The sequence below is a fragment of the Flavobacterium sp. LB2P53 genome (assembly GCF_003970305.1).
Taxonomy (GTDB): domain Bacteria; phylum Bacteroidota; class Bacteroidia; order Flavobacteriales; family Flavobacteriaceae; genus Flavobacterium.
The window spans coordinates 126,206-141,015 of the sequence record NZ_RYDG01000004.1 but is presented as its reverse complement, the minus strand read 5'-3'; the positions used below and the strand labels follow the sequence as shown (position 1 = coordinate 141,015).

Sequence of the window (14,810 nt, the reverse complement as noted above, 5' to 3'; positions counted from 1 at the left end):
AAAGATTCAAAAATTTAAAGATTAGTTAGAATTGAATTTTTTAATCTTTTAATCATTAAATCTTTTAATTTCTTTTGCCCCAGATAGTAGTGAAAAGCTTCGAGATTTATACATTTATTTTTTCTTGAGGTGGCAGAGCGACCGAAGGAAGCTCCTGCTAGCTCATTAGAAAAAAAATGTATAAACGAGAACTTGCAACAAATAGCTGGAATAGGCACATTATTTTATTTATTATTGAAAAAAGGGTGTAACAAATGAAACATTTCTTAAATTTGTTCGTCTAACCTTTTACAGTGTGCAAAAATAGGGTATTTTAAAATATGTCGAAAGTAAAATATTATTACGATTCTGAAAATTTAGCGTATAGGAAAATAAAAACTCGAAAAAGAAGAAAATTTGGTGTTATCATTCTGTTTTTGCTGGCCTCGATATTATTTGGTTTTTTGAGTTTTATTGTATTATTGAACACCCCTTATTTTGAAACGCCTAAAGATCGGTTGCAGGCTCGTGAAATTGAAAATTTAAGATTGAATTATGCGATTTTAAATAAAAAAATGGATCAGGTAAATAGCGTAGTTGAGGCTCTTGAAGACAGAGATAATAATTTGTATCGGGTATATTTCAATAAAACAGCAATTCCTGACTCTGTCCGGAAAGCGGGATTACCGGGAATAAACAGGTATAAAGTACTAGAGGGATATGACAATTCCCAGTTGGTACTGAATACCACCAAAAGAATTGATGTATTAAGTAAGGAACTCGCCATTCAATCCAAATCACTGGATGTCATTTTGAAAATGGCAGATGCTAAAAGTGATTTTTTGTCTGCCATTCCTGCCATTCAGCCAGTGCGAAATGAAAATTTAAAACGACTGGCATCTGGTTTTGGTTATCGAACAGATCCGTTTACAAAAGTAAGAAAAATGCATGAGGGAATGGACTTTACGGCCAAAACAGGAACTCCAATTTATGCCACTGGAGACGGAATTGTAATAACCGCCGACAATAGGGCCTCTGGATATGGAAATCATATTGTAATTCGGCATGGATTTGGATACGTAACATTATACGCGCATTTGAGTAAATATAAAATACGAGCTGGACAGCGTGTAAAACGCGGAGATGTCATAGGATATGTGGGAAGTACCGGAAGATCTGAAGCACCGCACTTGCATTATGAAGTTCATAAAGATAACAAAGTGGTAAATCCGCTTAATTTTTATTATGGAAACATTTCGGCAGTAGAGTATGTTGCTATAGCACAATTAGCGAATCAAGAGAATCAATCGTTAGATTAATGCTTTAACAAAGTGTTCAGTATTCAGTCGTAACAGTTTATAAAAGAAGTGTTCAGAAAAGATTAAAATAAAAAATATGCACATTGAACTTTCTAAAGACAAAAGATATTACAGCATTGGCGAAGTAGCCAAAGCATTTGACGTGAACGCCTCGCTGATACGTTTTTGGGACAATGAATTTGATATTTTGAAACCAAAAAAAAATGCCAAGGGCAATCGCATGTTTACACCCGAGGATATCACTAATTTGCAATTGATTTATCATTTAGTCAAGGAAAGAGGTTTTACGCTGGAAGGGGCTAAAACCCATTTGAAGGAAGGACAAAAGAAGGCTTTGGACAAGTTTGAAATAATCAGGAAATTAGAAACGATACGCACACAATTAACAAATATTAAAAACGAATTGTAATCCCAAAACAAAACAGGGATCCTACTATTTACAATTAAAATTAAACAACAAACATTAAATTAAACAAAGATGAAAAGATTTTTGCCTTGGATTATCGTAGGAGTTATTATTATTGGTATGTACAGCTGGATTAAAGGGATCAATAATACTGCGGTAACAATGAACCAAACAGTAGAACAATCGTGGGGAGATGTACAAACGGCGTACCAAAGAAGAAATGACCTGATTGGAAATCTAGTAAATACTGTAAAAGGTGCTGCTGATTTTGAAAAAAGTACCTTGACTGCTGTTATTGAGGCACGTGCCAAAGCTACCTCAACTACTATTGACCCAACGAACATCACACCGGAAAAATTAGCTGAATTCAACAAAGCACAAAGTGGTGTAAGTAGTTCTTTGTCTCGATTGTTAGTATCAGTAGAGCGCTATCCTGAGCTGAAAGCCAACCAGAATTTCTTGAAATTACAAGATGAATTAGCTAGCACAGAAAATCAAATTTTAACGTCAAGAACGCGTTTTAACGAAGCAGTTAAACCTTATAATTCACACATTAAAACGTTTCCAAACAGCTTATTTGCAGGAATGTTTGGATTCAAAGACAAAGCATATTTTACTGCTGTTGAGGGAGCGGATGCACCTGTTGAAGTAAAATTCTAAAGTTAGATTATTAGACTTTTTATCTTTTTAGAAGTCAAAATAAAATAAATTTAAATTAAAGAAAAAACCTTTAAAAATTAACAATTTTTGATTTCAGGTTCAACAATTCTGAAATCAAAAATCGTTAATCTTAACTCAAAAATATTTCAATGTCAAAAGTAGCAGAATTATTAACCCCGGAAAACGAACAGGAGATTGTTGAAGCTATTCGCATGGCTGAAAAAAACACTTCTGGTGAGATTAGAGTTCACATAGAAAAAACAACTTCCATGGATGCGTATGAACGAGCCAGAGACGTTTTTCATGAACTTAAAATGGATGAAACCGAACTTAAAAATGGTGTTTTAATATATTTAGCTGTTGATGATCACCAATTTGTAATTTGTGGAGACCAAGGCATCAATGATGTTGTTCAAGATGACTTTTGGAATTGTACACGGGATCTAATGGTCGTTCAGTTTAAAACCGGGAATTTCAAGCAAGGACTTATTGACGGAATCACCAGAGCCGGTGAACAATTACAAAGTTATTTTCCTTGGCAAGAGGGAGACACGAATGAATTATCAAACGAAATATCTAAAGGATAATGCTATTACAAAAAAAGAATACCCTAATTTGCCTAAAGTTGTTTGTTTATCTGTTATTTACACAAGTTAGTTTTGCGCAATTTACCATACCTGAAAAACCAACGTTACAAACCTCTGTTTACGATTATGCCAAGGTTTTAAGTGCCACAGAAAAAGCACAATTAGAAGAAAAACTGATTAAATACTCTGATTCTACCACAACTCAAATTGTAGTGATCACTATAGAAAGCCTAAAAGGGGAAGATGTAAGTCAATTAGCTACCCGGTGGGCACAAAATTGGGGAATTGGAGGAACTGCAAAAGAAGACAATGGTGTCATTATTTTACTCTCTAAAACCGAAAGAAAAATTGCAATAAACCCTGGTTATGGTCTAGAAGACAGGCTTACCGCAGGAACTGGTGGAGAAATAATCCGGAATATAATCATTCCAGAATTTAAAAAAGGAACCTATTACAGTGGATTAGACAAAGGAACAGATGCCTTAATTGATGTTTTTAAAGGCAAATACAAAGGTGTTCGCAAACAAACACCAAAAGAAAAAGAATTCCCGATCCTTCCTATTATAGTTATTGTGATCGTGATACTGGTATTAATATCCCGAAATAAAGGGGGTGGAAATTCAGGAAATTCCGGTGGCGGCGGTCCAAGTCTACTCGACGTTATTATTTTAAGCAGTCTTGCCGGTGGCAGAGGTGGCGGCGGTTTTGGCGGTGGAGGCTCTTCTGGAGGTGGTTTTGGTGGCGGTTTTGGTGGCGGGGGATTCTCTGGTGGCGGATCAAGTGGTAGTTGGTAACTTAGGGCTGGGATGTGTTTCCGCATTAAAACCTTGTTTATTAAACAAATACAACCGTGATTAATACCCAACCCAAAAAAGTAGATTTCTTTTTAAATACCAATAATTTAGCTCATTTTTTTGAAACCTATTTACAGAATAGCAATAATCCAAATTAGTAGCCAAATTAATCAATCAATGACATTACATGCTTTCACATAAAGCCAAATATGCGCTAAAAGCACTGCTGTTTTTAGCGCAACAAGAAGAAACCCATATTTCTCGAACTATCGAAATTGCCGAGGCAGCCTCTATTCCAAAAAAGTTTTTGGAACAGATTCTATTGGATTTAAAGCGTGGCCATTTCGTAGGGAGCAAACAAGGGAAATTTGGCGGTTATTATCTTTTAAAATCTAAAAATGACATTACTTTAGCCGATATTCACAGGCTTTTTGATGGTGCAATTGCCCTGCTACCTTGTGCCTCATTGAATTTTTACGAACGTTGTTCTGATTGCGTTAATGAATCGGAATGCCTACTAAGACACGGATTGATTAGTATTAGAGAAGAAACTTTAAAGGCTATGGAAGGCATCACTATTGCTTCATTGGTAAAAAAATAAAAAACATCATTTAAACTCTACTAATTTTATAGAATTAATTATATATTTGCCTCGAATTTAATATATCATTAACAATACAAATTTAAAAGTATGAAAACGTACCGAAGTAAGTTTGCTTTTTTGAATAGAAAATCCCGCAAAAATCAACTAATTATAATTACAAAAAAGAGCTCTCAAATGATGTGTATGTGTTAGTAAAAAAAATTTAAATTAAATTCTACTAATTACATATACTTACTTTAAATGAAAAATTATATAAATAATACCCTTGTAATACTATCCGTTTTAACGTTCTCAATATCATTTGCGCAAAACATTGAAGGTGTAATTACAACAAACCTAAACATACCATTAGAAGCCGCAAATATTGTACTAAAAGAAACAGATTCTAACACAATTACAGATTCTAGCGGAAAATTTACGATTGACTCGAAAGGAAAATTCCCTTTAACTCTTTTAGTTCAATATGTGGGATATAAAACCGCAGAAATAGAAATTACTTCCTTACCGATATCTACATTACAAATAAATCTTACTGAAGAAAATGTATTGGTCGAGGTGGTCGTTTCTTCAAGACGCCGGATAGAGAAAGTACAAGATGTGCCAATTGCAATCTCCGTAATAACGGGAAAACAGGCAGAACAATCTGGAGCTTTTAACGTTAATCGCATAAAAGAACTTGTCCCATCCGTTCAATTGTATTCATCAAACCCCAGGAATACCGGAATTAATATTCGAAGCCTAGGTTCTCCTTTTGGACTTACAAATGACGGAATCGATCCGGGTGTTGGTTTCTACGTTGATGGCGTTTATTATGCACGTCCAGCTGCAACCACTTTAGATTTTATCGATGTCGAACAAATTGAGGTATTGCGTGGTCCACAAGGATCTTTGTTTGGTAAAAACACCACTTCGGGTGCCTTTAACATTACTACACGTAAACCAAGTTTTATTCCAGATGCTACCTTTGAAGTGACCTACGGAAATTACAACTTTTTGCAAGCTAAAGCTTCGGTTACTGGAGCTTTGAGTTCAAAAATCGCCGGTCGAATCTCATTTTCCGGTACGCAACGTGACGGTTTAATCCATAATGTTGTTACTGAAAAACCTACAAACACATTAAACAATCAAGGAATTAGAGGACAATTACTTTATACTCCTTTTGAAAGAACAAATATCATATTAGCTGCAGATATAACAATACAACGTCCAGATGGATATGCTCAGGTAGTTGCGGGTGTCGCACCAACAGAAAGAGCGGCTTACCGTCAATTTGATGCTATTATTGCTGATTTGAATTATCAACTGCCAAGTTTAAATGCGTTTGATCGTAAAATTGATCACGATACGCCATGGCGTTCAGGACAAGATATGGGAGGAATATCTCTTAACATAGATACAAAAATTGGTAATGGGACACTTACGGCAACAACAGCTTGGCGTTTTTGGAATTGGGATCCATCAAACGATAGGGATTTTACAGGATTACAAGTATTAGCCAAATCGCAAAACCCAACCAGACAGACACAAATAACACAAGAAGTACGCTATGCAGGTCAGCTTACCTCAAAATTAAGCGGTGTAGTAGGTTTATTTTTTATTGACCAAACATCACAAACAGATGGTACAGAAGAATCCGGTAATGCACAATGGCGATTTGCGCAAAGTACTACCAGTAATTTATGGAAGACACCTGGCCTATTTGAAGGATATGGGATCAAAACCGATGCCCGCATTAGAGCTTCCAGTGCGGCAGTATTTAGTCAGTTAGACTGGGTAATAACAGAACGTTTACATGTATTACCAGGTTTACGTTATAATTTTGACAAAAAAGACGCTACTTACAACCGTATCACATATGGAGGACTTCAAACGAATGATCCAGCCTTAATTGCCTTGAAAAAATTAGTTTATACGGATCAGTCTTTTTTATCTAATACAAATAATATTAATTTTTCTGGAAATATAACCGTTTCTTTTAAAGCTACTGACAAGATTAATGTGTATGCGACTTTTGCAAAAAGCTACAAACCCGTTGGAGTAAACGTAGCTGGATTACCTACTCTTGCCGGGCAACCAATTCTTGAACTTGCAGTAATTAAACCGGAAGAAGTAAATCATTATGAAATTGGAGTAAAAACAGCACCGTTTAAAAACTCAATATTCAATTTTACCTTCTTTAATACCGATATCAAAGATTTTCAAACCAATGTACAGGCCGCTGAATTAGGTATAAACCGTGGCTATCTTGCCAATGCAGATAAAGTAGAGGTAAAAGGGGTAGAATTAGACGCCAGTTTTGTAATCAACAAACATTTAACCATCAATGGAGCAGCGACCTATACAGACGGTAAATATGTCAAATTTATAAATGCACCCCTTCCGTTAGAACAAACAGGAGCAGCAGTATCCTTTAAAGATGTTTCCGGAACTGCTTTACCTGGTGCTTCAAAATGGGCAGGATCTTTAGGAGGTGAACTTTCAGATAATGCCAAATTTTTTGGAAATACAGGAAAAATATTCTTTGGAATCGATTCTTATGCCCGTTCTGAATTCTCTTCTAGTCCATCAGCTTCAAAATATTTAGTCGTTCAGGGTTATGCCTTATTTAATGCTCGTGTAGGTTTCCGGGCAACAGATGGTTTGTCGGTACAATTCTGGGGACGTAACCTTTTAGACAAAGAGTACTACGAACAACTATTACCGGCGGGTGGAAATTCAGGACAATATGCAGGGGTATTAGGCGATCAAAGAACGTATGGTATTACACTTCGTTATTCGTTATAGTAGCACTAAATATAAACAAGCATAACAGCACCAGTAAAACTGAGTTTTGATTGTGCTAGATATGCAAATAAAACGAACCGTATTAATTCTTTTACATTTTTAAACCTTTAATGTTGAACTATTTTGTCCTCTAAAGCAGCATATACTCTGTTTTTTTTGTGCGGCATTTGTAATACAAAAAAACTGCCCCAAAAAAGCGACTAACTTTTTGAGGGCAGTTCAATATACATAGGCTCATTGAAAAAACCATTGAAGGTTCTTATTTTTTAATTAACTTCTGACTGTAGCTTGTACCATCTTCTAATTTTATAGTGACAATATAAACCCCTTGAACCAGATTACCCGTGTCTACCCTAGATTGGAAACCTAAGTCCATTTTAGACTCTATTAATTGTCTTCCGTTCATATCAAATATAGAGACTACAGCCTTCCCCGCATTTTTATTTGATCTGATAAACAGCTCAGAACTCATTGGATTAGGATAAATGCTGAATAAAATTTCTGTGTTGTCCAAAAGGGTTAAATTACCACAAACCCCTATTAAAGGAACGTTAACAGTAAAATCTTCCACCTGATCATTCCTTCTTTCTGAGGTTCCTTGTTGCGCTAAAGCCCCAACCCCTCGTCGGGCAAATACCGCACGTATCAAGCATTCATTTGCACCACCATAGAGCACAGCATCAGCCTGTATAATTGAATTTCTTCCCTCTACAAATCCAACATTACCACATGTAATTAATTTTAAACCATCCATTACTAATTGGATAGCCATATTATTTCCACCTGTACCATAATAAATATCCGGATCAAAACCATACTTACCGATAAAAGCCCAATACATATCCCAAATCATAGTTGACCAAACAAATCCTACACCATGAGGTACGCTTATTGCAGGATTCGCAATATCAGCATAAGTATAATCATTGATTGACATATCAGTAGAATATGGAGAAGGACGTATACCAGGCCCTTCGATACCCTGAAACTGTACATAGGTTCCAATCCCTCTTTTTTGTTCGGGGGTATCGTTTATTTTTTGGGTCATTATAAGTCCAAAAAAGTCAGACCAACCTTCTCCCATTTGCTCTTCATAAGCTTGACTCAATAAACAATCAAAACGATTTCGACCTCCAACTAACCGTGTTGATATTCCATGCCCATATTCATGAGCAATTATTCCTTGATCCAAATCACCATCTCTATTGATCAAATTAGCAAGAGGACCTCTGTCAACTAACCGACCGAAAACAGGTTCTGTTGCCATTTTGTCTAGTAATATCTTTCCGTCCTCAAAAGACAAACCTACTGTGGGGATTGTAATCGTTTTGTATGGTACACCGCCTCCATTTACTGGACCAGCGTTTGGAGCGTTGTTAATGATTATGACACCAATAGCACCATTGTCCTGCGCTATTGTAATTTTATCAACAAATGGACAATTACCACGGATGATAACAGCAATTTTACCTTTAACTGCAACCGCACCAGCAGCTGTATAAGCTGTACATCCATCCCTAGGATCAGGACTCTGCGCTGGTGTACCGGGGGGAGTGGAGTTAGTTGAAACCCATGGAGTCCCGTCATCTTCTACAAGAACTAATCTGCTGTCAATAGAAGGATCCCCTTCTCTAGGAATAGCTACAAATGGAAAGCGCACGGAAGCATATGATTTCCGAAGTTCAGTTGCACTTGGAGGAATGACATCAAGAAACTCCCCAAAAGGAGATGCGCCCCATAAAAACATTTGCATTGTTGGCTCAAATCCATCAATCAAAGTACCAAAATTAGCATTATTAAGCCCACTACCGTCCTGAGCTTCAGCCTGTACTTCATCTCCATCCCAATCATTAATGGTTGCGCTGGTAGGTCCAGCAAAACGATCGTAATCACCCTCCTGGAAATTCCCATTCGTTTCGTCAAAACCATAGGCATAGGAAACATCATGCATGTAGTTGTTCCAAACAAATAAATTGACAATTGCAGCTTTTTGATAGGCTATCGGAGCCTTGCCTAAATCTAAAGGGTAGTCAAAACTCAGCGTACCTATACTGCTGGGCGCAGCAAAAGAATCTTCGGTCGCTGGCCCGTTAATCTTGCCCCCATCTTCATAGGACTGGACGTTATTACCAACCGTCTTGGATTCTATTTTTCCACCAAATTCATGCCAGCCTTCCGGTGAAGGGACAGCACTTCCTGTTTTTTGTGTACCGATACGTGCTGGATTATTAATCATAGTCCTGCTGCCATGATTGGGAGTCTCAACACCCAAAGGAAAAGCATTGTATTTAGATCCATCCGTAGCAGAAAGTGCTGCATTAGATTTCGAATCGAGTACAATAACATTTTTACTATCTTTTTTAAAATTAAAAAAAAGATTGTCTTTTTCATAGCTATGGCTGTGATTCTTGTGACTCCTTTGATTCACAGGTTTCTCATCAGTTACAACAGGTATATCAAAATTACAACTGATCATTAAATCGGATTTCTCTAAAAGTGTCCCATTAGAAGCATTGATCTTTGTTTGCCACCAATGCGAGGCTGGATCTTTAACAATAATCTCATAGGACAATACGAAAGTACCGGTAGAATTCTTAAAATAATTTAATGGAGCTTCAAAATTGCTTGTCTCTAGCTCCGAAGGCTTAAGATCTGATTTAGTAGCATAATTCACTACACTAACTCCGGCAGTATTGCTCAATCCTAACTCACTGATCGCCTTTCGTGCGGACTGAGCTGCGGTCAAACTAGCATTGCTACTACTGATGTTTCCGTATATATTTTTCACAAAAGTATGCTTAAAACTAGTAACCACATTGTTTTTTAAAAGCACTGTGGCTGCTGTATTTGCAATTTTAACCCCTCCTACCTCTTGTTGCAGATACGCAATTAAATAATCCGAGTTTTTAAGCGTCCCATAACTGGTTATGGTAAATTGATTGGCATCTGTAGCAGATAAATTTAAACTTGCAAAATTCACAAGCAGATAGTTTTTTATAATATCTTTTTTATCTTGACCATGACCTATGGTGCTCAGTGTTAAAAAATAACAAAACAAAAAAACAGAGTAAAGGTTTCTCATAATTAGCAGATTTTTAATTACTTAATTCAAATCTAAAACGAATGTAAATTATGAAATTTGATTTAATAAATTTTAGCGTATAATTTGAAATAAAAAACTAATAATTTATATTTAAACGTAAAAAATCAGGTAAATAGCAATTTATTACACTAAAATAAAAGAAAAAAATATTTTTCAGCAATCCCAAAAACATATTTGTACACGTTTATAAAAGGCAATTTTAGGCTATTCAAAATTCTAGCGATTAAAACTAAAGGCTAAACTTACCTATCCGTTTTATTTCTTTTAAAAACAAACTGATTTATACTGTTTTGAAGACTACAAAATGCTATCCATATCTAATGCAACAGTGTTAAACAGCTATATACTTGGCCTCAATGAGTACAAATGACATAAAACCACTAGGTTCTACACCCAAGTTTTCATAAGTTTTACCTGCACTATAACGAAGTAAAAAAGTATTGATGAATTACTTACAAAAACATTAACGCACTTAATTATAACCAGATTGTTAGTACCTTATTTTGAATGCATACCAGTTTTAAAATATTTCATAAAATAAAATAAAATATCTCCTATAGAAATACTAGACTTTGTTTAAATTTGCCTTAATTGAAATAAAATTTAGTGAAAACCATTAGAATTATCTTGTTTTTATTTGTGTCACTGGGCTGCCAAGGACAAAGCAGCAAAATAGTGGATCATCAAAGTATTCTTTGGACACGCTATTACAACCAATTATCGTTAAACGAGAAGTGGTCTCTGCATTCTGAATTTGACAATCGTCTTTTTGTAAAGCCTATTGCTGAAAATTTATATGTTATTCGTGTTCAAGGACGTTATAAAATTAATGATCATCTGGAAACTGGAGTCGGTTTTGCTTATTTCTCTGTTGAAACGCAGGTTCCTGAAATTAATTTTGATTTTGAAATCCCGGAATATAGAGGGCAACAGGACATTACATGGAAAAAAATCATAGGTAAAGTAACTTTCCATCAACGTTTTCAATTAGAAGAACGTTTTATTCATAACGCTAGCAAGACTGCTTTATCGCCGGGAACCTCGTTTTCATGGAGGTTCAGATATAGACTTCAAGGGGATTATACCTTTTGGAAAAAAGAAAAACACTTTGTCAAAGCAATATTATCTGATGAAGTAATGGTTAATTTTGGAAAAAAAATCATCAAAAATACGTTTGACCAAAACCGAATTTACATCGCTCTGCAATATGGTTTTAATCCGAATATTGCTTTAGAATTGGGCTATTTAAACAGTTTTCAGCAGCGATCCAACGGAATTGATTATTTCAATAGAAATATTATCCGATTCAGTATATTGCATAAAATAAGACTCCAAAAAAAGAACCGAAAGAACTATTAGTACGTATATATTTTTACTAAAAATACTAAATAATCATATTTTAAGTACTGATTATAAGTATATTAACTAAATATTTAGAATTTAAGATGTGTCTTTAATTAAAAGATATAGCCATGAAAAATTTCGCAATTAAACTCGTGTGGTTTACCACCATTTACGTTTTTGTATTTGCCGGTTTATGTCAGACCACTATTCCTTTGCCAATTTTAATGATCCGACATTGCGTAAGTATACCATTAATCCTATTTATGGTTTATACCGTTCTAACTGACGATTAAAACTACAAAAACATTCAAAGATTGGTACAGTGACCATCCTACGGAAACTTTTGAAGAAGAAAAACGTTAATTGCTCAAATCCATTTTATGCAAAAAAAATCCCGATTTTATCGGGATTTTTTTTATTTTTCTCTAATATAAATATCGATTGGAACGCCTGAAAAGTCCCAGTTTTCTCTAATTTTATTTTCCAGATAACGTTTGTATGGTTCTTTTACATATTGTGGCATATTAGCAAAAAATACAAATTGTGGTGTTGGTGTTGGCAACTGCATGCAGTATTTAATTTTTACATACTTCCCTTTTGTTGCCGGTGGCGGGTAGGCTTCAATCACTTTCAACATAAATTCGTTGAATTTTGAAGTTGCAATATGCTGTTTTCTGTTTTCAAATACTTTGACGGTTGCTTCTAATGCTTTTAACAAACGCTGTTTGGTCAAAGCCGAAACAAAAAGAATAGGCACATCCGTAAATGGCATCAATTCTTCTCTGATTTTAGCTTCATAATCCCGAGTTGACATCGTTTCTTTTTCGACTAAATCCCATTTGTTTACTAATATTACAACTCCTTTACGGTTTTTCTCAGCCAACCAGAATATACTTTGATCCTGACCTTCAAATCCACGCGTGGCATCAATAATCAAAATGCAAATATCCGCATGCTCAATCGCACGAACCGAACGCATTACTGAGTAAAACTCTAAATCTTCCTTCACTTTCGCTTTACGACGAATACCCGCAGTATCCACTAAGTTAAATTCGAAACCAAAACGGTCAAATTTTGTATCAATTGCATCCCGAGTTGTTCCCGCAATATCTGTAACAATATACCTGTCTTTACCAATTAAAGCATTTATAAAACTTGATTTTCCAGCATTAGGACGTCCAACCACTGCAAAACGAGGCAATACAACTTCTTCCTGCGTAGGCTCTGGTTTTATAGGAAAAGCATCAATTAATGCATCTAATAAATCACCAGTTCCACTTCCTGAAATACTGGCAAATGTATAATATTCTCCTAAACCAAGGTTGTAAAACTCAATCGCATCTTTCTCACGCATGGAATTATCTACCTTGTTTACAGCCAGTAAAACTGGTTTTGTCACCTTACGCAACAATCGTGCAACGGCATCATCCATTGGAGTAATTCCTTCCTCTACATCTACCACAAAAATGATAACATCAGCCTCATCTATTGCAAGTTCGACTTGTTTACGGATTTCTCCTTCAAAAACATCATCAGAACCACGCACGTATCCGCCGGTATCAATTACAGAAAACTCTTTTCCGTTCCATTCGCTTTTTCCGTAGTTTCTGTCACGGGTCACTCCCGAAACAGAATCTACAATAGCTTCTCTTCTTTGTATCAGCCTATTAAAAAGGGTTGATTTCCCTACATTAGGTCTTCCTACTATCGCAACAATGTTATTCATAATCCTATTTTCAAATATTTTGCAAAGGTATGCTTTTTTTAGTTTGTAGTGACTAGTTTTGAGTATTCAGCAAAAAAGCACACTAACTGCACGCCTTCAAACTAAATTTCAATGCCTTTTTAGGAGCTATTTCCAGCTGTCCACTCTATCTTTTATGTTTTAAAGAAAAACATAAAAGGATACCGTTCCCATCTGGGCTAGGGCATTTCGAATTCTAATATTATTTATCGGAAAGTTTTTAGAGCTGAGCGCTAATAAACTGAACACTGAACTTATTGATTATACCCAAATCGTTTCAACATATTAACGTTGCTACGCCAGTTTTTGTTGACTTTTACGTACAATTCAATATGGATTTGTTTTCCGAAAAACTTCTCCAAGTCGGCACGAGCTTCCATTCCTACTTTCTTCAAAGCAGCTCCTTTATGTCCGATGATGATTCCTTTTTGAGTTTCGCGCTCCACCATAATCAAAGAACGGATTCTGATGATGTTTTCATCCTCAAAAAACTCTTCGGTAACAATTTCTACAGCGTATGGAATTTCTTTACTATAATTCAATAATATTTTCTCCCGGATGGTTTCATTCACAAAGAAACGTTCTGGTTTGTCTGTCAATTGATCTTTCGGGTAATACGCCGGTGATTCCGGTAATAACTCAATGATACGTCCAAAAACTTCCGGCACATTAAAATTCTGCAAAGCAGATATTGGAAAAATTTCTGCGTTTGGAACTTTCGCTGCCCAAAAAGCAACTTGCTCTTCTAGCTGTACTTGGTTTGAAGTATCAATTTTATTCAATAAAAGCAGAACCGGGATTGTGGCGTGAATAATTTTATTAAAGAAAGCTTCATCTTTCAAATCCTGCTCTCCAATTTCGACCATATAAATCAAGATATCAGCATCTTCAAAAGCAGACTTCACAAAATTCATCATAGATGCCTGCATTTCATAGGCAGGCTTTATAATTCCTGGCGTATCTGACAAGATCAATTGAAAATCTTCCCCGTTTACAATTCCAAGAATTCTATGGCGTGTTGTTTGTGCTTTTGAAGTAATTATGGACAATCGTTCTCCAACAAAGGCATTCATTAATGTTGATTTCCCAACATTTGGATTTCCTATGATGTTTACAAAACCTGCTTTATGTGACATTTCTAATATAATTTATTGTGCAAAGGTAGACATATCAAGTCAATAGACGAAATAAAACATTTTTTAAAATTTATGTTTGAATTTATTAAATTTGGTTGTACATTTGCACTCGAAACAACGCGGGATAGAGCAGTAGGCAGCTCGTCGGGCTCATAACCCGAAGGTCACAGGTTCGAGTCCTGTTCCCGCTACTAAGTTAATCGTATTGAGATTACAAACGCACATCGCGGGATAGAGCAGTAGGCAGCTCGTCGGGCTCATAACCCGAAGGTCACTGGTTCGAGTCCAGTTCCCGCTACTAAGAAAAACCCATCAACATTTTGATGGGTTTTTTGATTTTTACTACCTTC

General features: G+C 35.8%; 12 protein-coding genes and 2 tRNA genes. 11 read left to right on the top strand and 3 right to left on the bottom strand.

Annotated elements, in window-relative coordinates; translation table 11 throughout:
- Positions 1–320 precede the first annotated feature (320 nt).
- The 7 genes from EKL95_RS06825 (at position 321) to EKL95_RS06795 (ending at position 7,133) form a co-directional block, all read left to right on the top strand.
- Complete coding sequence (locus tag EKL95_RS06825) at positions 321–1,298, top strand: M23 family metallopeptidase (RefSeq protein WP_126461980.1); 978 nt, start codon at positions 321–323, stop codon at positions 1,296–1,298.
- A gap of 76 nt (positions 1,299–1,374) precedes the next feature.
- On the top strand, positions 1,375–1,707 hold the full coding sequence (locus tag EKL95_RS06820; RefSeq protein ID WP_126461977.1) for a MerR family transcriptional regulator: 333 nt from the start codon (positions 1,375–1,377) through the stop codon (positions 1,705–1,707).
- Between the two features lie 69 nt (positions 1,708–1,776).
- Complete coding sequence (locus EKL95_RS06815; RefSeq protein ID WP_126461974.1) at positions 1,777–2,364, top strand: LemA family protein; 588 nt, start codon at positions 1,777–1,779, stop codon at positions 2,362–2,364.
- A gap of 149 nt (positions 2,365–2,513) precedes the next feature.
- On the top strand, positions 2,514–2,951 hold the full coding sequence (locus EKL95_RS06810) for a TPM domain-containing protein (RefSeq protein ID WP_126455359.1): 438 nt from the start codon (positions 2,514–2,516) through the stop codon (positions 2,949–2,951).
- Entirely contained in the window at positions 2,951–3,745 is a 795-nt protein-coding gene (locus EKL95_RS06805) for a TPM domain-containing protein (RefSeq protein WP_126461971.1), read from the top strand. Before EKL95_RS06810 ends, EKL95_RS06805 begins: the two co-directional genes overlap by 1 nt.
- A 187-nt stretch (positions 3,746–3,932) precedes the next feature.
- Positions 3,933–4,346, top strand: a complete 414-nt coding sequence (locus EKL95_RS06800) for an RrF2 family transcriptional regulator (RefSeq protein ID WP_126455363.1) — start codon at positions 3,933–3,935, stop codon at positions 4,344–4,346.
- Positions 4,347–4,589: 243 nt separating this feature from the next.
- Positions 4,590–7,133, top strand: coding sequence for a TonB-dependent receptor (locus EKL95_RS06795; protein WP_126461968.1), 2,544 nt, complete (start codon positions 4,590–4,592; stop codon positions 7,131–7,133).
- A gap of 259 nt (positions 7,134–7,392) precedes the next feature.
- On the opposite strand, the gene EKL95_RS06790 is transcribed toward EKL95_RS06795, so the two are convergent.
- Positions 7,393–10,215, bottom strand: a complete 2,823-nt coding sequence (locus tag EKL95_RS06790) for a T9SS-dependent M36 family metallopeptidase (protein ID WP_126563825.1) — start codon at positions 10,213–10,215, stop codon at positions 7,393–7,395.
- 627 nt (positions 10,216–10,842) lie between these two features.
- On the opposite strand from EKL95_RS06790, the gene EKL95_RS06785 reads away from it, so the two are divergent.
- Positions 10,843–11,595 carry a DUF2490 domain-containing protein gene (locus tag EKL95_RS06785; RefSeq protein WP_126563824.1) on the top strand — a complete coding sequence of 251 codons (753 nt, stop codon included), beginning with the start codon at positions 10,843–10,845 and terminating at the stop codon, positions 11,593–11,595.
- A 113-nt stretch (positions 11,596–11,708) separates the two neighbouring features.
- Positions 11,709–11,873 carry a hypothetical protein gene (locus tag EKL95_RS06780; RefSeq protein ID WP_233589391.1) on the top strand — a complete coding sequence of 55 codons (165 nt, stop codon included), beginning with the start codon at positions 11,709–11,711 and terminating at the stop codon, positions 11,871–11,873.
- A gap of 122 nt (positions 11,874–11,995) precedes the next feature.
- Here EKL95_RS06780 and der read toward each other — a convergent pair whose 3' ends face one another.
- Positions 11,996–13,306 carry a ribosome biogenesis GTPase Der gene (gene der, locus EKL95_RS06775; RefSeq protein WP_126461959.1) on the bottom strand — a complete coding sequence of 437 codons (1,311 nt, stop codon included), beginning with the start codon at positions 13,304–13,306 and terminating at the stop codon, positions 11,996–11,998.
- A gap of 272 nt (positions 13,307–13,578) precedes the next feature.
- On the bottom strand, positions 13,579–14,460 hold the full coding sequence (gene era, locus EKL95_RS06770; protein WP_126452863.1) for a GTPase Era: 882 nt from the start codon (positions 14,458–14,460) through the stop codon (positions 13,579–13,581).
- Positions 14,461–14,578: 118 nt separating this feature from the next.
- On the opposite strand from era, the gene EKL95_RS06765 reads away from it, so the two are divergent.
- Positions 14,579–14,651 (top strand) — tRNA-Met (locus EKL95_RS06765).
- A gap of 34 nt (positions 14,652–14,685) precedes the next feature.
- Positions 14,686–14,758, top strand: a tRNA-Met gene (locus EKL95_RS06760).
- Positions 14,759–14,810 lie beyond the last annotated feature (52 nt).

Bases quoted from the DNA above. Each gene is read 5' to 3' on its own strand.
- EKL95_RS06825 (WP_126461980.1), top strand. From the start codon at position 321: ATGTCGAAAGTAAAATATTATTACGATTCTGAAAATTTAGCGTATAGG.
- EKL95_RS06820 (WP_126461977.1), top strand. From the start codon at position 1,375: ATGCACATTGAACTTTCTAAAGACAAAAGATATTACAGCATTGGCGAA.
- EKL95_RS06815 (WP_126461974.1), top strand. From the start codon at position 1,777: ATGAAAAGATTTTTGCCTTGGATTATCGTAGGAGTTATTATTATTGGT.
- EKL95_RS06810 (WP_126455359.1), top strand. From the start codon at position 2,514: ATGTCAAAAGTAGCAGAATTATTAACCCCGGAAAACGAACAGGAGATT.
- EKL95_RS06805 (WP_126461971.1), top strand. From the start codon at position 2,951: ATGCTATTACAAAAAAAGAATACCCTAATTTGCCTAAAGTTGTTTGTT.
- EKL95_RS06800 (WP_126455363.1), top strand. From the start codon at position 3,933: ATGCTTTCACATAAAGCCAAATATGCGCTAAAAGCACTGCTGTTTTTA.
- EKL95_RS06795 (WP_126461968.1), top strand. From the start codon at position 4,590: ATGAAAAATTATATAAATAATACCCTTGTAATACTATCCGTTTTAACG.
- EKL95_RS06790 (WP_126563825.1), bottom strand. From the start codon at position 10,215: ATGAGAAACCTTTACTCTGTTTTTTTGTTTTGTTATTTTTTAACACTG.
- EKL95_RS06780 (WP_233589391.1), top strand. From the start codon at position 11,709: ATGAAAAATTTCGCAATTAAACTCGTGTGGTTTACCACCATTTACGTT.
- der (WP_126461959.1), bottom strand. From the start codon at position 13,306: ATGAATAACATTGTTGCGATAGTAGGAAGACCTAATGTAGGGAAATCA.
- era (WP_126452863.1), bottom strand. From the start codon at position 14,460: ATGTCACATAAAGCAGGTTTTGTAAACATCATAGGAAATCCAAATGTT.